This is a genomic window from Bacillus cereus group sp. MYBK79-1 (assembly GCF_051915365.1).
Taxonomy (GTDB): Bacteria; Bacillota; Bacilli; order Bacillales; family Bacillaceae_G; genus Bacillus_A.
Window position 1 is genome coordinate 106,324 of sequence record NZ_JBQAEO010000003.1, and the last position, 25,122, is coordinate 131,445.

Here is a 25,122-nt window from a genome sequence, read left to right on the forward strand (position 1 = left end):
CTTTACTAACAAAATGTTGGCATAATAGGCGAAGTTATATATTGCAAATACGTTTTTATACCATTATACTGTTGTCCGTATGATGATATGCTATAGTTTTGAAGAAGTGAAAGGTTGATTGCAATGAATATATGGTTAAGTATGTTAACGACGACAGGGCTCGGAGCAATTATTGGAGGATTCACAAATCATTTAGCGATAAAAATGTTATTTCGTCCTCATCGTCCTATTTATATTGGAAAGTTTCAATTGCCATTTACACCAGGATTAATTCCGAAGCGCCGCGATGAGCTTGCTGTTCAATTAGGAAAAATGGTTGTTGAGCATTTGTTAACGCCAGAAGGAATCGGAAAGAAGCTAACAAATGAAGAGTTTCAAAAAAGTTTAATCCAATGGACGCAAGTAGAAGTGAATAAAGTAATTAAGAATGAACAATCACTGCGACATATGTTAGAAAAATGGAATGTAGCGCATGTAGAAAAAGAAGCAACCGGGAAAATTGAACGTGTGATTACAGAAAAAATAGAGGCATTTTTAGAAGAGTACTATACATATACATGGGAACAGGCTTTACCTCATTCTGTTCATGAAAAAATAAAAAATACGATCCAAAATGTTTCGGCGTTTATCTTAGAGCGAGGCATTCAGTTTTTTGAAAGTGAAGAGGGGAAAGCGCGTCTTTCAAAAATGATTGATGATTTCTTTGCTTCCAGGGGAACGCTACTTAACTTAGTCGGAATGTTTTTAGGGAATGTAAGTGTAGTGGATCGTGTGCAACCAGAAGTTATTAAGTTTTTAGGGCAAGATGGCACAAAGCAGCTTTTAACTGATGTACTGCAAAAAGAGTGGGAAAAGTTAAAAGGAAGAGATGTAAAAGAATTAGAAACGTTTGTAGAAAAAGAAATGATTGTAAGCTCCATATTGTCAGCAGTTAAAGTTGAGGAAACAGTGAGTAAATTTTTAAACCAATCTGTGCAGCAAGTATGTGAGCCAGTTCGAGAAACAATCAAGGAAAAGCTAGTCCCAAGTGCTGTAACGAAAGGCTTGAAGTGGGGAACAGAAAACGTAGCGAGTATATTAAACAATCTCCACCTTGCGGAAATTGTCCAGCAAGAAGTATCTACATTTTCAACGGAAAGACTAGAAGATTTAGTGCTGTCCATTACAAAAAATGAGCTGAAAATGATTACGTATTTAGGTGCCTTATTAGGCGGGATGATTGGACTCATACAAGGGGTATTACTGTTGTTCCTTAGGTAGTAAAGATAAGTACATAGAAATAAAAGTGAAATTTCTTCACATCTCTTGCATAGTTTGATATGGTAAGAAGAGGTGCGTATGTAAATGCACTTAAAAGGCAGTGTGAGCGAAAAGCGCTAGCCTTCTAAAGGAGGAAAAATAAAATGACAAAAAACATTCATGATGTTGCATATGAATTACAAAAAGCAATCGCTGAAAACGAAGATTTCCAAACATTAAAAGAGAGCTACGCAGCAGTACAAGGTGACGAAGCGTCAAAGAACTTATTCGATGAGTTTCGCACAATGCAACTTGGCCTACAACAAAAAATGATGCAAGGTCAAGAAATCACTGAAGAAGATAACCAAAAAGCACAAGAAGTTGTAGCTCGCATTCAACAAGATGCTAAAATTACAAAGTTAATGGAAACTGAACAACGCCTAAACATCGTTATCACTGACGTTAACAAAATTATCATGAAGCCACTTGAAGATTTATATAACGCGCAACAACAAGCGTAATAGTGGAAGACGCTCCTTTTATGGGAGCGTTTTTTTGTTGCTTATGGAACTGATGCCGCTACTTAAATATTTTATATTTTCGTTTGCGCGCATTAATATTGCGGTGAGGGATCTTTCGTTATTGCTAATATTGAATGAATAAAATTATAATTTTTAAAAAGTAAGGGGATTCATATGAATATAATTAAAATTTGTCTAAGGAAATTCACCTAGGTTAATAAAAGCTGTAAGGGTTAAGATTTATATAGCAAGAATATTAAAGGCGTTTTCTTGCGGTAATCATTTATCTCTTTCGTGAGGGCGCGTAAGTTATTCGGTGAAATAATTGCGCGCCTTACATATAATGTTTGTACTAACGACACGATGGAGAAAAATAAATGAAAGAGGCTAGAATAGATGGGAACCCTTATAGATTTAAATAGTTTTAGAACGGAAATATTAGCGAAACATATACTTCATATGATGATAGAAACCGAATTTTTTTATCAAGGATCGCAATTGGTTGAAAATATTTGGGTAAATGACTCTACTATTTTTATAAATAATGTAAAGATACTTACAAAAGGTATTGAGATTTATAAGAAGAATAATGAATTTTATTTAACCCATCAATCTAGTGATACGAGAGTGATAATATATTAAGTGTAGAATTGGTTACAAATTATTTTTATTTTATGTTATAATTCTCTTCTTAATCTAATGAACGCAAATAGCTATTTTTATGGGACTCTACTTCTTTTGAGAAGTAGAGTTTATCTATTTATTTTGGTGAAATTCGGAATTACCTTTAATGTTGTAAGTTGTTTAGTTTTATCAGCATTGAGAAGCATGCAATAATGTTTTTTAGTTTGAAAAATATCCATGGGGGAATTGGAGAGGAATTTTATTTATAGAAAGGAGTTATATAATGATAGCAAGAATTTGGAAATCTAAGTTGCAGTTTTTGATTTTATTACTTTCGCTTGTAGTTAGTAGCTATTTCGCTTATTTAATAAAAGAGTACCCTGAAACAGGAATATCTGTAAAGTATACTTCTAACCAATATGTTATATATGACCTGAAGAAATATAGTTGGGCAGGAAAACGAGATTTTCAACTAGGAGATATTATAGAAAAAATTGATGGAGAACCAGCATCGAAGCACTTTACAGTTTCATCGTATCACTCAATTGAACAGGTGAAAAAAATAACATTAAATAGGAACGGGGAAATAAAAGAGTTTGAGGTAGAATATCCACCTTATAGTAAACAAGTGTTTTATCACCTTATTATTCCTGTTGGATTTTATATAATATGTTTTCTAATGGCATTATATCTTTTAATATTTGTTCCTGAAATGAATCGTAGTACAAATGATTTAGTGTATTTTTTAATTTCACTTGGAATTAGTTTTATTAGTATTATAGCTGTTCAAAGAAAAGATACTTTATCTTTCATTGTGGTCTCAATTTCGCTAGTATGTTCATTTACTTTCTTTATTCGATTTATGAAATTATATTTTTCAAATAATCAAATCAAATTTTTGTCACCGAAACAATTACAAATTTTAAATGTTATATCAGCGTTTCTTATTATATTAAGTATTTTTGTGTTTAAAAAATATAATGCATGGGCTAGTTTGGTTACAATTACTCTGAGTATGCTACTATTTTTGTTTACAGTATATCTTTTAGTAAGGTTTTATTTTAGAAGTGGGAATAGTAGTTATTTTAAATATTTAAAAATGATTATTATTAGTTTTTTAGTTTCGGCGCTTCCATTTGTATGTTTATATTTAGTTCCAAACGTATTTTATGGAGAAGAGTTTATAAGTAGTGAAACAACAGGGATATTTTTCTTATTTGTTCCGGTTTGTATTTTTTATTTAGTAATCGCAGGAAACTTATTTAATTTTAAATTTATTATTCAGCGACTACCGTATTATATTGTGTTAGCGGTAGGTGTTAATGTGTTCTGTGCAGTACTGGGTATGGTTATTTTTGAAGACAGTAATGAGCATTTGTTAAAGTGGATAAAATTTAGAATAATTTCTATTATAGTTTGTATTTGTTTTTTATACATTAAAGATTATATAGATTTTAAGTTAAGAAAAAGTTTATACCATCATCAAAAAAATTATCAATTCAGTTTGCATCGTTTTTTACACCAAGCGAAAAATGAATACAAATTGTCTAATCTTATTTATAGCTTAAGAAGAGAAATATCCGATATGTTAAAAATTGAAGAGACATGCTGTGTAGAAATAAATAAACGAAAACATTCTATTCATGTTTTGGAGAGTGAATATGTTCCACAAAGGATATTAGAAACGGTATTTGATCACCAATTGGATACATATAAAGTTGGTTCTATCATGGAACTAGATAAGCATTATGGTTTTGTTCTTTCAACTTCGGGAGAAAAAATGATTATTTTAGTATGTAATCATAATGGAAAAGATAATCTAAATGTAGATGACATGGTTTGGATCGAAACGTTATGTAACTATACAGATTTATTATTGGAATGCTCTAATCAAATTGAAGATTTACTAAAACAATTACAAGAAGTACATGATTTCGAACAACCACCGATGTGGTTGACAAGGCTTATGTTCAAACTATCTGAAAAAGAGAGAACGAATCTTGCGAGTGATATACATGATGGAGTTTTACAAGATCAAATACGTTTGTCTCGAAAATTTGAAGATTATAGCGCTCGTGTACAAGATGAGGAAATGAAAAAAATATTGAATGAAATTGAAGATGAACTATTGGATCATATTTATACAATTCGAGAAACATGTAATAATTTGAGACCACCATTTCTATATGAGTTAGGTTTAAAACAAGCGCTGCTTAATTTGTTTAAGCAGATTAATTTAAAAGCGACATTTTTCTTTTATTATGACATTCCTGAACGAATTGTTGCACCTAGTGTTGAACATGAACAAGCAATTTATCGCATTATACAAGAGCTATTAAATAACGCGATGAAACACTCAAAAGCATCAAATGTAACGATAAGGCTATTTGAAAAAGATGAAAATCTTTATTTAACTTATGTGGATAATGGAATTGGAGCCGAATTTAATGAAGTAAACCATTCATATAACACATTAGGGTTGTTAGGAGTTATAACTAGAATTCAAAGTCTTAATGGAGATATATCTATTGAATCAAAACCTAATCATGGTTTGCAAATAATTATTAAGTTCTAGGGTGAATACGAAGAATTATTTTTATATAGTCATCGGATGTTATGATGACTATATAAAAAATGTTGAAAGGGTGATAGTATGATTTCGGTGCTTGTAGTAGATGATCATGTTGCAGTAGGTTTAGGAACGAAAGCGTTAATTGAAAAATATGATGATATGAGTGTAGATGTAGTACATGATAGTACAGAGGTAGAAAAAGTACTTACAGATAAAAAATACGATGTGCATTTAATTGATTTACAAATGCCTAATATAAACGGATTAGACCTAACTAAGAAAATTTTAAATATACACCCAGAGGCAGCCATTCTTATCTTCACAGGGTTTGATATATTTTCACATTATAATTTACTTATAGAAAGTGGTGTTTTGGGGGTATTAAGTAAAACTTCATCTGAAGAACAAGTAATTAATTCGATTCGTCATGCGATTAAAAAGGAAGTTGTTTTATCCTATCAACTTGTTCAGCAGTTAAGAATACAAGAAACGGTTTCGAATATAACAAATACAGATGGAGAAGTAATGAGTAAAGTGTCTTTAAATGAAGATGAAAAAAGGATTTTATTAGAAGTTAGTAAAGGAAAGACGAATAAAGAGCTTGCTGAAATTTTAAATTTAAGTCAGCGTTCTGTTGAGTATAAGCTAACGGATATATTCCATAAATTAAAAGTTTCTTCTCGAATGGAAGCAGTGCAGAAAGCGAAAGAATTGTGGTTGATTCCGTCGCTTGATTTATAAAGTAGAAAATTGAATAGTTGAATTTAAAGAAAAAAGATATCCTTCATAATAATTTTAGAGGGATGTCTTTTTTTCGTTCGGACGCAATCCGTTTTGCGCGAGCGCGCGTTGATTCTTCGTTTTAACTTTTGGAAAAAATCGTTAATCTAATAATAGGTCAACGTAATAGGGAAGCGGTAGATTTCACTTCACGTTGATTTTTAAGAAGGTATTTTAAATGTGAGTGGGATAAGCGATTTTTTTTATGTTTCGTACATGAAGTTATCGATAATAGAATGATACGAGAAGTTAAAGATAAGGAATATCGTAATAGTTAACCAGTGGGAATTTAAATACCTTATAAGTAAGAAAGAAGGGGGGAGCAAATTGAGGAAACAAACAAAGAGGCTAGGTAAAATTTGTTTAGCGGGTGGAATCCTATTTACTCAAGTCAGTACTTTGGGCGCTTTTTCAACAACTGCTTATGCAATTACAGATAATCAAATGTCGGATTTTATTATAAAAGCTGACAAAGATACGGCGAAAGTAGCTGAAGAAATTACTCTTCAATTAAAAGATACGAATCAATATGATCAAAATTTTGAAGTAACGTTACCTAAAGGTATGAGTTTTAATGAAGAAGCGACAATGAAGCTGAATGAAAAAAATACGGCAATTGGAACGATTCGTATGACTGATCAATCAGTTATTCAAATTGAACGAAAGTCACAAAGTAACGTTTTAGGAGAAGTGTTTTTAGCTGTTAAAGCAGAGCAAGCTGGAAATTATACATTTACAGCGAAAGTGCAACGCGAAAACAATGAAGTGAAGGTAAAGACACAAGTTCTAAATGTGCAAGAGGATAAAAGCGACGCCATTCAGAAGGCTGAAGTCATAGCATCACAAGAGCTACCAAAAGAAATCTCAGCTGAAGTGCCAGTAGATGTACCAAACGCCACTCAGGAAGAAAATCCGAAACAGGCAGAGGAAGTATTAAAGGAAACGCCAGCTGAAGCAACAATAGATGAATCGGACATTGTTAAGGAAGAAGAACCGAAACAAGTAGAAGAAATATCAAAAGAAACACCTGATGTAACCAAAGTGGATGCAGAAATTGTGACACCCCAGCAGGATAATGAAAAAGTTGAGCAAGCTGCGGTAAATGGAGAAGTAGATGCTCACGATGAAAAAACATTTAAGGATGCTTTAGAGAATCCGGATATTTCCAAAATCAATATAACAGAAAGTTTTATCATTTATCAATCTGGATTTAATCTAGGTTCGCGATATAAATCTAGACCAAATTTAACAATTGAAGGAAATAATCATACTATTGACTTCCGTGGGCATACTGCACTCTTTAGAGCTACAAATAATGAAAAAATGAATCTTACCTTTAAAAATGCTAGAGTCCTGGGCGGAAACTATTATGGTTTTGTAAGGATGGACGGTGATGTAAGTGCTGGAGTTATTAAATATGAAAATATTGATTATGAAGGAGCACAAATCACAGCCTCTTATGAAGCAGATGTAGAATTTGCTGGGGAAATTAAAGCTAAAACCGTTACTGAGTATACTTCTATCGATGGAAGTGTAATAAAGACGCAAAATGGATACATTCAGCAAAATATTGAAGCGACAAATGTAAGGTTCCTTGAGGGGACCCATTATACAGGAACAACATTGAATGCTGCTGTATTTGGTCTGAAAAATGGTGGAACGGTAGATGTCGGTAAAAATGCTGTTATTGATATTACTGCAGGTGGTACCGGTGGTGAGGATCCGAGAGCTGCCATTGTAACTGAAGGTGATTTCATTGTACGCGATGGAGCAAAGGTTAATATTTATACTACTCCTGACAGTAACAAAGGTGGCATAAACGCAAGAGGGCGCAATAGTAAGATAAAAGTTTTCCGTAATGCAGAACTGAACATTCATACAAAAGGTAAATTGACTAACTATTATGGTCCATATAGTGCAATTTACCTAGGGAATGATGCAAGTCTTGAAGTTGCGGACAGTGCAAAATTGACAGTTCGTTCGGAAAATACACAAAATTCTACTGTGCCAATTGTGTATGCGGGGGATCGTAGTTCTTTCATTATCGGAAAAAAATCAACTTTTGATGTGTACTCTGATGGTACAGGGTATAAATATCTCATTCAAATTGGTTCATCAGCAAAGTTCCAATTCGCTAATGCAGAAAGGGTAAATTTGACGTTAGATAATTCAGACAAACGCAGTCGTTTAATCTATATGTCTAATGGTTTACTTGATGTTGATGTACAACGTGTAAAGGCATGGAATGAGTCTATTTTGCAAGATGATGAAAGTAATATAGCAACAAAGCCAAACTATGTGTGGAACCCAATGTATGGAATGAAAGTCCAATATTCAGGCGGAGATGTGAAGGAAGCCAAAGGGAATTCTTTAACTGATGAAGTTCAAAATGATTTCCGGACGAATTTCCGAACACAAAATTTTAAAAGAGTCCTGTTTGAATATATTCCAGATGTAGGGGTTTCAATCGATGCATTAACGGATAATAAAAACAAAGAAAATAGTAATACCATTACTGGTATTACAAATCCTGGTGCATGGGTAAGGTTATCAGGAGATCCTGCGCTTCCAAAAGGAGAAGTATCTTCTCCAGATGTCAATGATAAAGAGAATTATCATGCCCAGGCTGATGCAACGGGGAAATACACCGTGAAACTTCCTAAAGGAAAGTATTTAACGGCGGGTAATACGGTGAAGGCATACGCCTATTTAAATGGTAAATTTGCGGAAGCAGCAACTGTAGTAAAAGACGAAACAGCTCCAGATAAACCGACAATTGAAGATCAGGTTCAAGATGTATCTGTGACAATTAAGGGGAAAGCTGAAGCGAACTCGACAGTTACGGTTTATAGCACAGAAGGTGATGCTGTTATTGGTACTGTGAAGGCAGATGAGAAAGGAACATATACCTTTATAATACCAGAAGATAAGAAACCATTAACGCCAGGGACAAAATATTATGTAACGGCTACAGATGCGGCTGAAAACATAAGTGAAAAGTCAGATACCGTAACAGTTATCGATACATTACCCCCAACAGCTGATCCAGTTACACAAGTGGTAATCTTAGGAGAGTCGTTATCGAATAATCCAAAAGATTATGTAACAAATGTACAGGATAATGCTGGAGTTTCCGATGGCAATATTTCTTATAAAGTGACGAAAAAGCCAGATGTTTCAGAACTTGGATATGTTGAGGCGGAAATTACAATAACAGATGCTGCTAAAAACAGCACACGAGTTATTGTGCCTGTTTTCGTAACGGATGGCGAAGCGGTAGTTGGAAAAGAAGCTGCTTTACAAGCAAAAGATTTCGAAGTAATCGCAGAGGAAGTACCTACTGATGATGCAGCGCTACGAAACTTAGTTTTGAAAGAGGCAAAAGTGAAGGCTTGGGGAATACCAGGCGGAGCAGATATAACAAGCCAAGTGCAGATTCTAGATAAGGGTGGTCTTACAAATCAAATTGGAGATTATTCCGTTACATTGAAGGTTAAAGATGTAGAGAAGACCATTAAAGTCAGTGTAAGTGGCGGTAATCTTGAATTGGTAAGTGTGCCGCAAAATATCTCATTTGGAGAGGTAACAATCCAATCGAAAGAAAAAGTCTTTAACCGTAGTGATATGAAAGGGAAAATTACTGTTTCGGATAAACGAAAAGATAAGAATGAATGGCAAGTTTATGTGAAACAAGTAACACCATTAACTTCTACGGAAAATGATGTATTACAAGATGCGATTGTCTATAGTAAAAATGGAATTGACACGGTGTTAAATGAACAAAACTATTTAGCGCATGGTCAAACATCTAACAATAATGACAATGTATCTCTTGAGTGGAAAGAATCTGAAGGAATTCGATTAAAAGTAGCTCCAGGTCCAAACGTGAAAGTGAAGACGAAATATCATGGTGAATTAGAGTGGACCTTAACAGACGCTCCGATTTAAAATCGTATATCTAACAAATGATATGTAAGATATATATTTTAAAAGGAGGAGAATGTAATGGCCAAAAAATGTATGTTCACAATGATGTTGATAGGTATGCTTGTTTCAATGTTCTCCTGCTACGAAAAAGTAGCCGCGGATAGCATGAATTCAAAAGCAGGAATTACTTTTTCAAACAGTTATACTCCTGTTACGATTACCGATTCAATCATACCAGATGGAACGACTGTAGTTGTTGATATATCTGATGACCGGATGAAAAAGAAGAAATTGCCCAAAACAGGCGGGTATTCTTCTAATCTGTTTCAATATTTAGGTGTAAGTAGTATAGTAGTAGCTTTTGCTCTACTGCTCACGTTATCTAGAAGTGAAAATAGGAAAAATAGAAACGAAAGTTTTTATTTCAATAGATAAAATTATAAAAGTGGAGGCAAGTTATGAAATTAACAAAATTAGCATTAGCAGGAGCAGTATCATTTTCAACAGTATTAGCAGCAGGAGCACCAGCATTCGCAGAAGAGGCTGCAACAATGAATTCAATTACTGATGTTTCATTTACAGAAAGCAAAGAGATTACAAAACCAATTAACCCACTTGATCCAACAATCGAAGTAGAAACGAAAGATCCAAACGATCCAAACGATCCACATGAGCCAGGAACAAAAGGTCCGTTAAGTATTGATTATGTATCAAACTTCCACTTCGGTGAGCAAGTAATGTCTGGTAATGATCAAGTATATAAAGCGAAATTAGATACAGTAAAGGCTGTAGGTGCATCTGAATCAACTGAGGTACCAAATTATGTGCAAGTTACAGACAACCGTGGAACAAACAAAGGGTGGAAATTGACAGTAAAACAAAATGGTCAATTTAAAGCTGGTGAATCTGAATTAACAGGTGCTGAGCTGAATTTAAGTAATCCAGTTGCAAACTCTACAATTAGTCAGGAACATGCTCCAGAAGTAAAAACTGTAGCATTAAACCCAAATGGAGATACACAAGAAGTAGCTATTGCCAATACTGGTAAAGGTATGGGTACATGGGTAACTACTTACGGTAAAGATGCTAAGGAAGGTGCAGAAAGCATTACTTTAGCAGTACCAGGTTCAACTTCAAAAGTAAAAGATGCAAAATACCAAACATCATTAACTTGGACTTTAGAAGATACACCACAATAAATAATAAATAACCCTAGATAAAAGGAGATAAACACATGAAATTAACAAAAGTAGCATTAGCAGGAGCAGTATCACTTTCAGTATTAGCTGGAGGAACATCAGCGTTAGCAGCAGATGGTGGAACAATGAATTCAAAAGCATTTATTCAATTTGAGAAAAACACTGACATAGTAAAACCAGTTAGTCCATTAGACCCAAATATTGAAGTAGAAACGAAAGATCCAAACGATCCGAAAGATCCACATGAGCCAGGAACAGCTGGTCCATTAAGTATTGATTATGCATCAAACTTCCAATTTGAAACACATAAAGCGTCTGGTAACAACGAAGTTTACTACGCTAGCTTGGATTCAGTAACAGAAAAAGGTGCATCAGATAAAACAGAAGTACCAAACTACGTACAAGTAACAGATAACCGTGGTACAAATGCAGGGTGGAAATTATCAGTAACACAAAATGATCAGTTTAAAACAACTGATAATAAAGAATTAACAGGTGCTGCATTAACATTAAAAAATGGAACTCCGAATTCAGCTGCAGGTAGTGATGCTCCAACAGCTGCACAAGATATAGCATTAGTTCCAGGACAAGCATCTGATGTTTTAACGGCTCAAGAAGACCAAGGTATGGGTACATGGGTAAATACATTTGGTAAATCAGTAGAAGATGCGAAGAAGAGTGTAGAGCTAAGTGTACCGGGTAAGACTAAGAAAGAACAAGCACAGTACACAACTTCTCTAACTTGGGAATTAAAAGACGCTCCAATGTAATTTTGGTTCACTTGGAAAATTTTAAGAAAGAGATAAAGGTAGATTTACTACCTTTATCTCTTTCGTTTGTCTATTAAAATGATGAATATGAAGGGAATTTAGTATGAAACTTATAAAAAAAATAGTAAGTAGCTTAGTAGCTATTGTTTTTCTTTTAAATATTTTTAGCCTTACAGCAAACGCGGCAGAGATGAAATTTGCTGTAAATGCAGTAATTCCAGAAAATCAAGTTGATAAAAATCAAACCTATTTTGATTTAAAAATGGAACCAGGACAAAAACAAACACTTCAAGTGCAAATGAAGAATGATACGGATAAAGAGGTTGTCGTAGAAACACATGCAAATACAGCTATTACAAATAGTAATGGAATTACTGATTATAGCGTGATGGATCCTCAACTTGATTCTACTCTTAAAATCCCATTTTCTAAAATTGCTAAAGTGCAAAAAGAAACAAAAATTCCTGCCAAAAGTACAATTACATTAGATATAAATATTGAAATGCCAAATGAAAGTTTCGATGGAGTCATTTTAGGTGGACTTTATTTTAAAGAGAAAGAAAATGATAAAGAAAAGAGAAGCGCAAAAGAAGTGCAGATTGAAAATAAATATGCATATGCAATTGGTGTGGTATTAAGAGAAACGGACGCCCAAGTAAAACCAGATATGAAACTAAATGAAGTAAAACCAGGGCAAGTGAATGCGCGTAATGTAGTGACAGCAAATTTACAAAATATAAAACCAGCGATGTTAAAGAACTTAAGCGTAGATGCGAAAGTGTATACAGAAAAAGGTAAAGATGTTCTCCATGAAACAAAGAAAGAAAATTTACGTATGGCACCGAACTCTAATTTTGATTACGCAATTAGCTGGGATAATAAAGCGTTAGAGCCAGGAACATATCGCCTAGAGATGAAAGCAACTGATGGAGATCAAAAATGGGAATGGACGAAAAAGTTTACGATTGAAGGAAAAGAAGCACAGAAGTTAAATGATACAGCGGTAGAAGCGAAAAAGGATTATACCTTGTACTATATTATAGGTGGAGTTCTACTACTTATCGCATTGTTAGTTTTAGTATTTTTATTAGGAAGACGTTCAAAGAAAAAAGAGAATGAGAATGAATAAGGTTGGAGAATAAACAAAAACACTGTTACTTAAAGACAGTGTTTTTGTTTATGTACTGTTAGACATTTTGCGCAGTAAATTTGCGTTTAAACGATAAGGTTTTTCGGTGAAAATAGTAAAATTATTATTTATACTATACTTACAGGGAAATAAATAATTTAACTTTTGTTTGTAGTTAAGTATTTATTTAGGCTGTCTCACGCTATTTGATGTATTAGTTCTCAATTATTACTTTACAGCACATAGTTTTAGTTAGCGCTTTTCTGTGTACCTATTTTATTAATATTAAATAGCGTGAAGCTTTACCCTTACCCCATTATTATTTAATTGTTAAAAGCCTCCTTACATGTAAGGAGGCTTTTAACAATTTATTTAAAGTTTTGCAACTTCTATTGTTGTAAGCGAAGTGGTTGTGAATGACCGAAAGAAAAAGTGCGTTCGCGCGAGAGAATCGTTCGGTGAAATAAATAGGATAATGTATTATAGTTTAACTAAAGGCAAAACAAAACTCGCGAGGGCTGGTAACTTAATATAGTGCCTTTTATTAAGTTATTAAGTCATTTTAGATATATATCAAGGTAGTGCTAATAGGTAGAATGTTTCGAAAGACAGTCAACTATTTTTAGTTACAATGAGCAAGATAGTTATTTTTTTCGTTTTAATTATCGTTAGAAAAGTTACGGGTAATTCTTAGTGATGAGTTACTCCAATAATAAAAATCCTATATCTTGTCAATATAGAGATTTTTATTGTCCTTTGTTATTTGTTGTTAATTCTGGGGGACCCTCTTTATGAAGGTCCTTTTTTTTATGTCTTAATAATTGTATTTTTAATTATTTCTTGAAATACTCAGTCTCAATATTCTTCTCCTTCAAAAACTTTTCAATTTCTTTTTGCTTCCTACCATTCACTTTCTCAAAGCGTTTTGTAAAAGAAAAATCAGTCTTGAATAAGTTACCGTCTTGAGCGAGTTTGTCTAATTCTTGCTCGAGTTCTACTGAAAGTGCCGTAGACGATGAAATGTAATCATGAATTTCCTTCGAAGGCTGTTTGTAATCATCAGGGATCGTATTGTTACTAATAAAATCATGGAAATTCGCATCGTTTTGTTGCGCTAAATCTACTAGTTGTTTTAATTTCTCCCGATCGGATTCCGTGACTTCTTCGTCAGACATAGTTGACGAAAGTGGAACAATGTTTTTGTCTAACTCTCCGCTATAATCTAAATACGTTTTTATATTTTGTTTCATTTCGTTTTCATTAATCGTTTCATTTTTCTTTGAGGAAGTGAATATAGTTTCTGGAATTTTTATCGTTACATCTTTAATAGATTGCACATCGTTTTCTTCCTTAGGTTGTGCACTGTTTGAACAAGCTGATAGAAATAAAAGAGTAAGTAGCATGAGTGGATATAAAATATACTTTTTCATATGAATCTCCTTTTACATTTATTAGTGTCTTTGTAAAATAGCTATATTCCATTTCAAATACTTTACTAAAAGTGCGTATAGATGTTTGACCATTTGATAAGATATGACGGATATGAGTAAACCGCTGCAAAAAGCGATGAACACATTATAAACATCGGAATAACTAATTTGATGAAACCCTTTGAAAAATCCTAATCCTATTAATAAAATAGGTGAAATAATTAATAAGGGAGTAGCAATGATAAGTGCTAGAAGGATCGGTAATAAAAAGAGTAATACGAAAAAGGCGATAATGATAAAGGTAAAGTTTAAAACATTTAAGCTCATAACAGAAAATAGTGCGGTTATTATATTTTTAAAGCTTCGTTTATTGTCAGCATTGCTTATTGCATAGGAAACAGTAAGTTCTTTCGCGATCGTTTTAGGGTTTCCTAGTTTTCTAGCAATTTCTTTTTCACATTTCCCATCTTGTTTACCACTGATAAAATGAGTTTCATACTCCGAAATAATATCTTTCTTTTCTACATTAGGCATATTCCGCAGGGAAGAACTAAGTTGTTCCAAAAATTCACTTTTGTTCATAACAATCACTTTCCTTTATAAAATGATGAATTACAAAACACATTCCAATTGCTGGGTATTCCAATATTTACAAATATATCATTTAGTAGTGTTCTTTGCAAGGTACTGTGAAGTTTTTAATACTGTGATGAGATGAAAGTTTTTCGTGCTTTTTTAGATGAAATATAAAAATATTATTTTAGGATAAATAAAGGGTTGTAAGCGGATTCTTTAATGGTTGTCAAAAAACTGTCAAATTCATATCGTTGGAAAAATAATGCATTTGTAATATAATGATAAGTAATACTTCACCACATTAATTAACTAGGTGAAATTAAAAATCTTTATTACACACATTATGAAATAAAGGGATGATTAGTTTGAGTACGGGTGTAAAAGCAAACGACGTGAAGACAAAAACAAAAGGAGCAGATCTTGTTGTTGATTGTTTAATTAAACAAGGTGTTACACATGTTTTCGGTATTCCAGGAGCGAAGATTGACTCTGTATTTGATGTACTGCAAGAAAGAGGACCAGAGTTAATTGTTTGTCGTCATGAACAAAACGCAGCATTCATGGCAGCTGCTATTGGTAGATTAACAGGGAAACCGGGCGTATGTCTTGTAACTTCAGGACCAGGGACATCGAATTTAGCGACAGGTCTTGTTACTGCGAATGCGGAGAGTGATCCCGTTGTTGCTTTAGCTGGTGCAGTTCCACGTACGGATCGATTAAAACGTACGCATCAATCTATGGATAATGCTGCACTATTCGAACCAATCACAAAATATAGCGTAGAAGTAGAGCATCCTGATAATGTGCCAGAAGCACTATCAAATGCATTCCGAAGTGCGACTTCCACAAATCCAGGAGCTACTTTAGTAAGTCTTCCGCAAGACGTTATGACTGCGGAAACGACTGTAGGATCTATCGGTGCACTTTCTAAGCCACAGCTTGGAATCGCTCCCACACATGATATTACATACGTAGTAGAAAAAATAAAAGCAGCAAAATTACCGGTTATTTTACTTGGTATGAGAGCGAGCACAAATGAAGTGACGAAAGCCGTTCGTGAATTAATTGCGGATACAGAACTTCCTGTCGTTGAAACATATCAAGCAGCTGGTGCAATTTCACGTGAGTTAGAAGATCATTTCTTCGGCCGCGTTGGATTATTCCGTAACCAGCCAGGTGATATTTTACTAGAAGAGGCAGATCTTGTTATTTCGATCGGGTATGACCCAATTGAGTATGATCCGAAATTCTGGAATAAACTTGGGGACAGAACGATTATTCATCTTGATGATCATCAAGCAGATATCGACCATGATTACCAACCAGAGCGTGAATTAATTGGTGATATTGCCCTAACAGTAAATAGCATCGCGGAGAAATTACCGAAACTAGTATTATCGACGAAATCAGAAGCAGTATTAGAACGATTACGCGCGAAATTATCAGAACAAGCAGAGGTTCCAAACCGTGCTTCAGAAGGTGTTACACATCCGCTTCAAGTTATTCGTACACTTCGTTCTTTAATTGATGACGATACAACTGTTACGTGCGACATCGGTTCCCATTACATTTGGATGGCAAGATGTTTCCGTTCTTATGAACCACGTAGATTATTATTTAGTAACGGTATGCAAACGTTAGGTGTTGCTCTTCCTTGGGCAATCGCTGCTACTTTAGTAGAACCAGGTAAAAAAGTAGTTTCCGTATCAGGTGACGGTGGTTTCTTATTCTCAGCGATGGAGTTAGAAACAGCAGTACGCTTAAATGCTCCAATCGTACATCTTGTATGGAGAGACGGTACGTATGATATGGTTGCGTTCCAACAAATGATGAAATACGGCAGAACATCCGCTACAGAGTTCGGTGATGTTGATATTGTAAAATATGCGGAAAGCTTCGGTGCGAAAGGTCTTCGCGTTCATACTCCAGATGAATTAGAAGGTGTATTAAAAGAAGCACTAGCAGCAGACGGACCAGTCATTATTGATATTCCAATCGATTACCGTGACAACATTAAATTAAGCGAAAAATTATTACCAAACCAATTAAACTAATGGAGGCGTGGTTGAGATGACTGTTGCACAATTCATTGATATTGATGCAAAAAGAACGAAAACGAGTAATGAAGTATATCAAACATCTACAATGCTTGCACTATTAGATGGTATATATGATGGTGTAATTAGCTTTGAGGAATTGAAAGAACGTGGTGATTTCGGCATCGGCACATTCGATCAATTAGATGGTGAAATGATCGCATTTGATAACGAATTTTATCATTTACGTTCAGACGGTTCAGCAGAACAAGTAGAACCGGAAGAAACAACACCGTTTGCGACTGTAACGTTTTTTGAAAAAGAAATGAGTTATACGGTAGAGCGTCCAATGAATCGTGAAGAAGTTGAGGCATTATTACATGAATTAATGCCAAGTAAAAACTTATTTTATGCGATTCGAATGGACGGTACGTTCCGTGAAGTAAGAACGAGAACTGTTCCAAGACAAGAAAAACCGTATACACCGCTCGTTGAGGTGACGAAATCACAACCGATCTTTTCATTTAAACATACAGAAGGTACGCTTGCTGGATTTTGGACACCAGATTACGCGCAAGGTATTGGTGTAGCTGGTTTCCACTTGCATTATATTGATGATGAAAGAAGCGGGGGCGGACATGTTTTCGACTATGTTGTTGAAAACTGTACGATCCAAATTTGTCAAAAAGCTCATATGCATTTAGCACTTCCAGAAACAGCTGACTTTATGACGGCTGAATTATCAAGAGAAAACTTAGAGGATAATATTGCGACTGCGGAAGGTGCAGAGTAAAAGGGAGAGACTGTTCCATTGTGGAACAGTCTTCTTTTATTTGTAGTGTCATTATTTGTCGGTAAGTCGATATTCCTTGTCGAATCGTTGATATATTCGAAAAATCGTTGATATGTTTATTTCTTTGAAACAAACGGATGTCCCTCATAATAAAAACGCCACGGATAATGTACAGCTTCTTCTGCATAGTCGATGTTAATGCGAGGTCCTGCTGTTATTTTATATTGTGATGAAATGTGTTCTTCTTCTGGGACGAGTTCAATATGTAATTTGTCACTTTGTAATGATACGCCTCGTTCTTCTAAAGTAATTCCGAGTGCACGGCATAGTTTGCCAGGCCCGTTCGTTAAATTTTTGTACTGCGCTTTTGTAATGTCGGTTTTGTTGTAGCGCGCTAATTTTATTTCTTCTATTCCGTCTACTGGTTCCAGGGCTCGAATGAGAACGCCTTGTGGGGTACCAACTGGTGCTGTAATGACGTTAAAACAATGATACATACCATAAATTAAATATACGTAAGCATGACCCGGTGCGCCAAACATAACTTCTGTACGGTCCGTTCGTCTGCCGCCGTAACTATGTGCGGCCTTATCATCGGGACCTTTATATCCTTCTACTTCTACAATGATTCCGCTTCGTTTTATTCCATCTACAATATGTACAAGTTTTTGTCCGAGTAATTTCTTTGCGACTTCTAACGTATCGCCTTCATAAAAGGAAGGAGGTGCTTGCATTGTACTATCTCCTTTGCTGAGTGTATATGTATATAGTAAACCAAATTTTCAGTAGTAATTCTAACTCGTTCTATTTGCTACATTTATTTCATAAATTATGGATAGAGTACAACAGCGAAGAGGGGGAGTGCGACATGATTTATCGCTTACTAGCTCTTAATATAGATGGGACACTACTATACAACAACGGAAAAATTGCAAAAGGATTACGAGAAACAATTGAATTTGTGAAAAGAAAAGATGTATACGTTACATTGTTTACGAGCCGTAATTTTCAGTCCGCTCATAAAGTTGCAAAGGCACTAAAATTAGATTCTATATTAGTGACACACGGCGGTGCTTTCGTTTCAGCAACGATAGATAAGCCGTATGTTCAAAGGAGATTATCGGAAGAGAAGACGTTTAACATTGTGCAAGTGTTAGAGCACTTTGATTGTAACGTACGCATTTCTCATGAACGGTTTTCAATCGGAAATCGTGAGAGAAATACACCAAACTTAATTGCGCGTACTGTATTATCAAGCGCAGATCCGTTATTTTATCCAGTTCAATTTGTAGACTCGTTAGGTGATGCGCTTCGTGATCATCCAGTAGCGGCACCAAAAATTGATGTTATTTTCCAAAGTAAAGGTGAAAAAGAACGAGGGTTAAATACATTACGAAAAGCATTTCAAGATATAGAGTATGTTGATTGTGATTCAAAACGAATAGAAATCTTGCCGCAAAATGTATCAAAATTACGTGGATTACAATTGCTTGGAGAGCATTTAAATATTTCGCTAAACGAAATGGTTGCGATTGGAGATAGTTTAGAAGATCTAGAAGTAATTGAAAATGTAGGACTCGGGGTAGCGATGGGGAACTCGCCTGTAGAATTAAAGCAAGCAGCCGACTGGATTACACGTTCAAATAGTGAGAACGGTGTAGAGTATATGATTAAAGAACATTTCCGTAAGCAATTCCCGCTTCCATTTTTGAAGAATCATAAAAATACACCGAAACGATGAAAGAAAAACGTAGCGAAAACGCTACGTTTTTTTATGTTTAAGCTTCAATAACCTTAAGCATTCGATTTAAAAATGCGGCTGATTCAGCACGTGTTGCTGTGCCTTTTGGTACGAATTCATTCCGTTCGTTCCCTTTTACGATTCCGTATGCGTAAACATTTTGTAATGCCTTCTTATCGTATGCTAAATCTTGGTCAATGAATGGCAATTTCATTTCTTTTCTATAAATTGAGTTATATGCTAATGCACGGTCAATCATAATAACAGCTTCATCACGCTTTATTGTAGCGGTTGGATCAAATTTATTATTCCCGCGGCCACTAATGATACCTGCGCTAGCGGCACGATTAATTCCGTCTACTAAAGATGGATGTGCTTCGTGTAAGTCTGTAAATTTAGCGTTTCCAGCAGGTAAATTTAAAGCTCTTGACATTAAATTTGCAAATTCAGCTCGTGTTACGAGGCGGTTTGGCCAGTAAGAACCATTTCCATCACCGAACATGATTTTCCTAGCTGCTAACTGACGAATATCTTGTTCATACCATCCACCTGTAATGTCGTCTTTTTCATGAGGGACTTCTGTCGGCGGAATAACATCTTTACGATGTTCATTATAGTAAGTGTTCGTGCCTTTTAAGAAAGCATCCCATTGCCCGCGTTGAATCATAAATGCAGGGCAGTTTTTTCCGCTCCAAAATTGATGCTTTTGAACGTGATCTAGAGATATGTTTAATTCGTTCATTAAATAAGCAGCTAATTTGCGGGCATTTTCTACCGCTTTCGTATAATCTCCATCACTATTCACAGCAATTTCAATTCCGATAGATTCATAGTTTCCTGTCTTATTTCCAGCATGCCAACCAACTTCATTTAATGGAAGATGTTGATAAATTTCTTTATCATCGACAGTAAAATGCCAAGATGCTGAACGATCAGTCTGCCCACGTGCTTGGCTATCTAGGTACTTCGCATGATTTAACGCGTTAGCACCCTTACTTGTATTAGCAGTTTCATGAATTGTAATGTATTTCGGTTCCATTGCGTAGCCAGGACGAATGTTTTCATTTCCTTTTGGAACAATCATTTCTTTAAATGTAACACCATAAACGTTATTTGTAGGCAAATTAGATGGTGTTTTGAAGAAAGTTGCGCTTCTCTTTTCGATAGACCCTGTTTTTTCAAATAATGATGCTTTCGTACCTTCAAATGTAGCTGAAGGTGCATAAATCCATTTTTCAGTTCCATTCATTTGAATTTTAAACCAATTCCCAGCTTGTTCAGTAGGAGCTACTGTTTGTGGGTGTAATGTCGTTTCTTCTTTAAACGATTGGAAAGGGAATGAATACTCTGATGTTTCTTCTGTTACAATTAATTTTTGATCCGAGAGTTTATGAATCTCTTGTACTTCTAAATTATTATTTTCCGTATTAACCCAACCAGAACCAAGTGTAGTTTGCACGTAATATGCATTCCCTTTTTTCTTCGTTGCTTTTACTACTGGTTCAGCAATTTCAATATTTGTTTTGGTTTTTAAGTCGTTTGAATCGTATAGTGGAAGTTTTGTTGATAAGTGGAGAAGGTATTCACCCGAGATTTCAAGGTCACTTTCTTCGTCATGTCTATGCTGTTTTGCATGTTCTTCAATGCTTTTTAAAGCTTGTTCATCAATAGACAATTCCGCAGTTCTCTCTATATTTTCTGCGAATGAATGGGTAGGTGCTATAAATGTTTGTAATGCTAAAGATAGTGCTAAAATGTTGCAAAACCTTTTTTTCATAGTTGTTTTTTAACACGTTATAGTATCTATGTCGTGTTAACAGTCCTCCTTTAAATGTATTTAAATTAGTAGCAAGTACTAATTACGTTCTAGATTGTAACAAGAGTATATTCTAATGTCTATATAAATAGGGAAAGTTCGTGAAAAACCAATATTCAGTTTGTTTTAAATAGGATATAGAAATAAGGTAAAACCTTCTGTATTGACCTACAAACGCCCTTCAAGTAAACTAAAGAGAGTTTGCAAATGAAAAGGTGATAATGTTGTTAATTTCAATTAAAACGTTACAAGATGATCGTTTTTTACGTCCGCTGCAAAATATTGGCGGCTTATTTTTTGAAGAGAGTACGATTGGATTTGAACAAGAGGAAGCAAATCTTATCGTTGATATACACATTGAAGAGAATGTGAAAGCATCAGCTCGTTTAACAGATGTTGCTACTGGAAATGTGTATGAAGAAACATTCGCAAAAGATTTATCTGCTTTCACAGATGAAAAAGAGCGTATGAAGCAAGTGAAGCACGTTGTTTCTTATGTATATCTTTCTGTTCTTCAGCAGTTAACTGGTCTTGAACAAAGCTGGGGCATTTTAACGGGGGTTCGTCCGACAAAACTTCTTCATAAAATGCTTCAAAATGGTATGTCAAAAGAAGAAGCACACCAAGAACTTCGTGAAAGCTATTTAATTCATGAAGAGAAAATTGAACTTCTTCAGCGTATTGTGGATTGCCAATTAGCGGTAGTTCCGGATTTATACCGTTTGAAAGAAGAAGTAAGTATTTATATCGGTATCCCATTCTGCCCAACAAAATGTGCATATTGTACATTCCCGGCTTATGCAATTAACGGACGCCAAGGCTCTGTTGATTCGTTCTTAGGTGGTTTACATTATGAAGTTCGTGAAATTGGTAAGTTTTTAAAAGAAAAAGGTGTAACAGTTACGACGATTTATTACGGCGGTGGTACACCGACAAGTATTACAGCAGAAGAGATGGATATGCTGTATGAAGAAATGTATGAAGCGTTCCCAGATGTGAAAAATGTGCGTGAAGTAACAGTTGAGGCAGGTCGCCCAGATACAATTACACCAGCTAAGCTAGAAGTGTTAAATAAATGGAATATTGACCGTATTAGTATTAATCCGCAGTCATACCATCAAGAGACATTAAAAGCAATTGGGCGTCACCATACTGTAGAAGAAACAATTGAGAAGTATCACTTAGCTCGTGAAATGGGAATGAACAATATTAATATGGACTTAATTATTGGTCTTCCTGGTGAAGGGCTAGATATCTTCAAGCATACGTTAGATGAAACAGAAAAGTTAATGCCAGAATCGTTAACAGTTCATACGTTATCATTTAAACGTGCTTCTGAAATGACGCAAAACAAACGTAAATATAAAGTTGCAGGTCGCGAAGAAATTACAGCGATGATGCACGAAGCAGAAGAGTGGACGCAAAAGCATAATTACGTACCATATTACCTATATCGTCAAAAGAATATTTTAGGTAACTTAGAGAACGTTGGTTATGCAATGCCGACGCAAGAAAGCATTTATAACATTGTTATTATGGAAGAAGTTCAATCAATTATCGGACTTGGCTGTGGTGCATCAAGTAAATTTGTTCATCCGAAGACAGGTGCAATTACGCACTTCGCAAATCCGAAAGATCCAAAATCATATAACGATGGCTTCGTAAAATATACAGAAGATAAACTGAAAATTTTAGAAGAGCTATTTGTATAAGAAGAAAGAGGTTGTTCCGATGTGGAATAGCCTCTTTTTTATTTCCCTACTTGTAGGTTGATTAAAGTTTTTCTTTATATTGTCAGTTTTTGTCGGTAAGTCGATATATTCGAAAAATCGCTGATATAAATTGAGTTGTGGTCAATATATTTTGAAAATTGCCGATATAATTTCATTTATCGAAAAGCGGAACCGTTTGTAAAACTATGTCGATAATAATCAGAAAAATTAGTCAAATCATTAGAGGACAATGTCTACTTATGGACGAAATGATAGATTTATGAAAGAGAAAAGGGGGAAATTGTTGGCATGTACATGACGATAGGGAGAATATTTGATTTAGCTGTTGGTAAGTATCCGAATAAAGAGGCGTTAGTAGAGCCGGAAAAAAATATTCGCTGGACATATAAACAGTGGGATGAGCAAATAAATAAAACGGCGCAAGCTTTGTTGAAAGAAGGGGTAAGAAAGGGAGATACTGTATCTGTTTACTTATATAATTGCCGTGAATTTGTAAACGTTTACTTAGCTTGTGCGAAAATTGGGGCAATCTTTAACCCGATTAACTTCCGTTTAAAAGCAAAAGAATTATCGTATATCCTCCAAGATGCAGCCTCGAAAGTAGTAGTTTTTGAAAAAGCAGTTGAATCAACTGTTGCTATTATTGAACGAGATTTTCCAAATTCGTCTTTTTGGTATGTAGAAGACGATACACCTTCCTATGCGAGTTCTTACCATGAAAAAGTAAATGAAGCACCAGCTGAAAAAGTAGATATTGAAGTCGGTGAAATGGATTATTGTTCTATGTTATATACGAGTGGTACGACAGGTCATCCGAAAGGCGTACTACATCGCCATCGTGAAATGGCTGAGCATAGTATGATTTGTACGTATTTCCTAAAATATAATAGAGATAGTGCCGGACTTGTTGTAGCACCTTTATATCATTGTGGTGAGTTAAATGCTGGAATTATCCCGCGCATTCAAGTTGGCGGAAAGAATGTTATTTTACATCATTTTGATACGGATAGAGTATTACATACGATTCAAGAAGAGAAGATTACGACGTTTTTTGCAGCACCGACGATGTGGAATATGTTACTGCAAAAAGATTTAACACAGTACGATTTAACATCGATGAAGATTGGTATATATGGAGGAGCGGCAATGGCTCCAGCGCTAGTGAAGGAATGTAAAGAACGTCTTTATATTGATCTTGTACAAATTTACGGAATGACAGAAATGGGGCCAGTTGTAGCGTTTCTTGTAGAAGAAGATCAAATTACGAAAGCAGGTTCAGCAGGAACACCATGCTTTAGCCATGAAATCCGCATTGTAAAACCAAACGATGATGCACCGGCAGAACCGGATGATATATTACCTCCTTATGAAGTAGGAGAGATTATTTTGCGCGGCCCAACTATGATGGCTGGTTATCATAACCGAGAAGAAGCGAATGCAAAATCGATGTATAAAGGATGGTATCACTCTGGTGATTTAGGTTATTTCGATAAAGATGGCTATTTATTCGTCGCAGATCGTGTGGATGATATGGTAATTAGCGGAGGCGTTAATATTTATCCACGTGAAATTGAAGATTTCCTTCATAGTCATCCTGGTGTATTAGATGTTGCGGTGCTTGGTGAGCCAGATGAATTATGGGGAGAACGTGTTGTGGCTGTCGTTGTAAAGAAAGATGAAGCGATTACAGAAGAAGATTTGGAAATATATTGTAAAGAAAGTGATGAGTTAGCAGATTATAAACGTCCACGTCATTATTTATTTGTAGATGAACTGCCTCGTAATGCGAGTGGAAAATTACAAAAATTTGTCCTGAGAGAGTCGTTGAAAGGCGCGAAACAATAGGGCGTAGATCAGTCGTCTATACAAATAAAGCTATCTTTTTTAATAAGAAAAGATAGCTTTATTTTTTTGAAAGTGATTGAAAAATGGTATAGATCTTCTAGTTAAATCCTTTATTGTTATTATTTGAAAATACTTTTTATAGCGTTGTACTTTGATTGCAAATGCATACAACCAGCTTTAAATAAGGGTTTAGTAATTTACTCGGGTGAATTTTATAGATGTTGAAATAATAATTTCAGTGTGAGTGGAATAAAGGTATTGGAGGAATATATTTAAAGGATAAAGATAGTCAGTCATCATATGACCGTACGAATAAAGTGGTCATTTAGTTCGAAAAGGTTACCACTACAATAGTAACAAATTAAACGATGGATGAACAGTCTTGTAATGC

General features: G+C 34.9%; 18 protein-coding genes. 14 read left to right on the forward strand and 4 right to left on the reverse strand.

Translation table 11 applies throughout. The features are described from left to right. The first annotated feature begins 123 nt into the window (after positions 1-123). The 9 genes from ACTFOB_RS07430 (at position 124) to ACTFOB_RS07470 (ending at position 12,761) form a co-directional block, all read left to right on the forward strand. Complete coding sequence (locus tag ACTFOB_RS07430; RefSeq protein WP_440028496.1) at positions 124-1,260, forward strand: DUF445 domain-containing protein; 1,137 nt, start codon at positions 124-126, stop codon at positions 1,258-1,260. Between the two features lie 143 nt (positions 1,261-1,403). Next, a complete protein-coding gene (locus ACTFOB_RS07435) occupies positions 1,404-1,760 on the forward strand; it encodes a YlbF/YmcA family competence regulator (RefSeq protein WP_151631532.1) in 357 nt (118 codons plus the stop codon). Positions 1,761-2,667: 907 nt separating this feature from the next. Then, positions 2,668-4,959, forward strand: a complete 2,292-nt coding sequence (locus tag ACTFOB_RS07440) for an ATP-binding protein (protein WP_440028497.1) — start codon at positions 2,668-2,670, stop codon at positions 4,957-4,959. Between the two features lie 78 nt (positions 4,960-5,037). Beyond that, the gene (locus ACTFOB_RS07445) at positions 5,038-5,697 is read left to right on the forward strand and encodes a response regulator (RefSeq protein WP_440028500.1); all 660 of its coding nucleotides are present in this window, start codon (positions 5,038-5,040) and stop codon (positions 5,695-5,697) included. 366 nt (positions 5,698-6,063) lie between these two features. Then, the gene (locus tag ACTFOB_RS07450; RefSeq protein WP_440028503.1) at positions 6,064-9,684 is read left to right on the forward strand and encodes a pectate lyase-like adhesive domain-containing protein; all 3,621 of its coding nucleotides are present in this window, start codon (positions 6,064-6,066) and stop codon (positions 9,682-9,684) included. A 57-nt stretch (positions 9,685-9,741) separates the two neighbouring features. Next, entirely contained in the window at positions 9,742-10,098 is a 357-nt protein-coding gene (locus tag ACTFOB_RS07455) for an LPXTG cell wall anchor domain-containing protein (RefSeq protein ID WP_440028505.1), read from the forward strand. A 23-nt stretch (positions 10,099-10,121) separates the two neighbouring features. Then, the gene (locus ACTFOB_RS07460) at positions 10,122-10,862 is read left to right on the forward strand and encodes a WxL domain-containing protein (RefSeq protein ID WP_440028508.1); all 741 of its coding nucleotides are present in this window, start codon (positions 10,122-10,124) and stop codon (positions 10,860-10,862) included. A gap of 35 nt (positions 10,863-10,897) precedes the next feature. Beyond that, positions 10,898-11,632: a WxL domain-containing protein gene (locus tag ACTFOB_RS07465; protein ID WP_440028511.1), complete on the forward strand. Its 735-nt coding sequence runs from the start codon at positions 10,898-10,900 to the stop codon at positions 11,630-11,632. A gap of 103 nt (positions 11,633-11,735) precedes the next feature. Continuing rightward, positions 11,736-12,761: a DUF916 and DUF3324 domain-containing protein gene (locus tag ACTFOB_RS07470; protein ID WP_440028514.1), complete on the forward strand. Its 1,026-nt coding sequence runs from the start codon at positions 11,736-11,738 to the stop codon at positions 12,759-12,761. Between the two features lie 833 nt (positions 12,762-13,594). Here the strand turns inward: ACTFOB_RS07470 and ACTFOB_RS07475 are convergent. Both ACTFOB_RS07475 and ACTFOB_RS07480 read right to left on the reverse strand, forming a co-directional pair. Continuing rightward, positions 13,595-14,191: an NDxxF motif lipoprotein gene (locus ACTFOB_RS07475; protein WP_440028517.1), complete on the reverse strand. Its 597-nt coding sequence runs from the start codon at positions 14,189-14,191 to the stop codon at positions 13,595-13,597. A 21-nt stretch (positions 14,192-14,212) separates the two neighbouring features. Next, complete coding sequence (locus ACTFOB_RS07480) at positions 14,213-14,773, reverse strand: HAAS signaling domain-containing protein (RefSeq protein ID WP_440028520.1); 561 nt, start codon at positions 14,771-14,773, stop codon at positions 14,213-14,215. Between the two features lie 359 nt (positions 14,774-15,132). On the opposite strand from ACTFOB_RS07480, the gene alsS reads away from it, so the two are divergent. After that, positions 15,133-16,821: an acetolactate synthase AlsS gene (gene alsS / locus ACTFOB_RS07485; RefSeq protein ID WP_440028522.1), complete on the forward strand. Its 1,689-nt coding sequence runs from the start codon at positions 15,133-15,135 to the stop codon at positions 16,819-16,821. A 16-nt stretch (positions 16,822-16,837) separates the two neighbouring features. Then, on the forward strand, positions 16,838-17,596 hold the full coding sequence (gene alsD, locus ACTFOB_RS07490; protein ID WP_440028525.1) for an alpha-acetolactate decarboxylase: 759 nt from the start codon (positions 16,838-16,840) through the stop codon (positions 17,594-17,596). A 116-nt stretch (positions 17,597-17,712) separates the two neighbouring features. Here the strand turns inward: alsD and ACTFOB_RS07495 are convergent, their stop codons facing one another. Beyond that, positions 17,713-18,330: a DNA-3-methyladenine glycosylase gene (locus ACTFOB_RS07495; RefSeq protein ID WP_440028527.1), complete on the reverse strand. Its 618-nt coding sequence runs from the start codon at positions 18,328-18,330 to the stop codon at positions 17,713-17,715. Between the two features lie 134 nt (positions 18,331-18,464). On the opposite strand from ACTFOB_RS07495, the gene ACTFOB_RS07500 reads away from it, so the two are divergent. Further along, positions 18,465-19,337: a Cof-type HAD-IIB family hydrolase gene (locus tag ACTFOB_RS07500; protein WP_151631526.1), complete on the forward strand. Its 873-nt coding sequence runs from the start codon at positions 18,465-18,467 to the stop codon at positions 19,335-19,337. Between the two features lie 37 nt (positions 19,338-19,374). Here ACTFOB_RS07500 and ACTFOB_RS07505 read toward each other — a convergent pair whose 3' ends face one another. Then, a complete protein-coding gene (locus ACTFOB_RS07505; RefSeq protein ID WP_440028530.1) occupies positions 19,375-21,114 on the reverse strand; it encodes an N-acetylmuramoyl-L-alanine amidase in 1,740 nt (579 codons plus the stop codon). A gap of 260 nt (positions 21,115-21,374) precedes the next feature. Here ACTFOB_RS07505 and ACTFOB_RS07510 point away from each other — a divergent pair, with 260 nt between their 5' ends. Together ACTFOB_RS07510 and ACTFOB_RS07515 are read left to right on the forward strand one after the other, a co-directional pair. After that, positions 21,375-22,865 carry a coproporphyrinogen III oxidase gene (locus ACTFOB_RS07510; RefSeq protein WP_047956430.1) on the forward strand — a complete coding sequence of 497 codons (1,491 nt, stop codon included), beginning with the start codon at positions 21,375-21,377 and terminating at the stop codon, positions 22,863-22,865. A gap of 309 nt (positions 22,866-23,174) precedes the next feature. Further along, the gene (locus ACTFOB_RS07515) at positions 23,175-24,731 is read left to right on the forward strand and encodes a fatty acid--CoA ligase (RefSeq protein ID WP_440028534.1); all 1,557 of its coding nucleotides are present in this window, start codon (positions 23,175-23,177) and stop codon (positions 24,729-24,731) included. Positions 24,732-25,122 lie beyond the last annotated feature (391 nt).

Excerpts from the sequence above, each read along its gene's own strand:
- ACTFOB_RS07430 (WP_440028496.1), top strand. The coding sequence starts at position 124 with ATGAATATATGGTTAAGTATGTTAACGACGACAGGGCTCGGAGCAATT.
- ACTFOB_RS07435 (WP_151631532.1), top strand. The coding sequence starts at position 1,404 with ATGACAAAAAACATTCATGATGTTGCATATGAATTACAAAAAGCAATC.
- ACTFOB_RS07440 (WP_440028497.1), top strand. The coding sequence starts at position 2,668 with ATGATAGCAAGAATTTGGAAATCTAAGTTGCAGTTTTTGATTTTATTA.
- ACTFOB_RS07445 (WP_440028500.1), top strand. The coding sequence starts at position 5,038 with ATGATTTCGGTGCTTGTAGTAGATGATCATGTTGCAGTAGGTTTAGGA.
- ACTFOB_RS07455 (WP_440028505.1), top strand. The coding sequence starts at position 9,742 with ATGGCCAAAAAATGTATGTTCACAATGATGTTGATAGGTATGCTTGTT.
- ACTFOB_RS07460 (WP_440028508.1), top strand. The coding sequence starts at position 10,122 with ATGAAATTAACAAAATTAGCATTAGCAGGAGCAGTATCATTTTCAACA.
- ACTFOB_RS07465 (WP_440028511.1), top strand. The coding sequence starts at position 10,898 with ATGAAATTAACAAAAGTAGCATTAGCAGGAGCAGTATCACTTTCAGTA.
- ACTFOB_RS07470 (WP_440028514.1), top strand. The coding sequence starts at position 11,736 with ATGAAACTTATAAAAAAAATAGTAAGTAGCTTAGTAGCTATTGTTTTT.
- ACTFOB_RS07475 (WP_440028517.1), bottom strand. The coding sequence starts at position 14,191 with ATGAAAAAGTATATTTTATATCCACTCATGCTACTTACTCTTTTATTT.
- ACTFOB_RS07480 (WP_440028520.1), bottom strand. The coding sequence starts at position 14,773 with ATGAACAAAAGTGAATTTTTGGAACAACTTAGTTCTTCCCTGCGGAAT.
- alsD (WP_440028525.1), top strand. The coding sequence starts at position 16,838 with ATGACTGTTGCACAATTCATTGATATTGATGCAAAAAGAACGAAAACG.
- ACTFOB_RS07495 (WP_440028527.1), bottom strand. The coding sequence starts at position 18,330 with ATGCAAGCACCTCCTTCCTTTTATGAAGGCGATACGTTAGAAGTCGCA.
- ACTFOB_RS07500 (WP_151631526.1), top strand. The coding sequence starts at position 18,465 with ATGATTTATCGCTTACTAGCTCTTAATATAGATGGGACACTACTATAC.
- ACTFOB_RS07505 (WP_440028530.1), bottom strand. The coding sequence starts at position 21,114 with ATGAAAAAAAGGTTTTGCAACATTTTAGCACTATCTTTAGCATTACAA.
- ACTFOB_RS07510 (WP_047956430.1), top strand. The coding sequence starts at position 21,375 with ATGTTGTTAATTTCAATTAAAACGTTACAAGATGATCGTTTTTTACGT.
- ACTFOB_RS07515 (WP_440028534.1), top strand. The coding sequence starts at position 23,175 with ATGTACATGACGATAGGGAGAATATTTGATTTAGCTGTTGGTAAGTAT.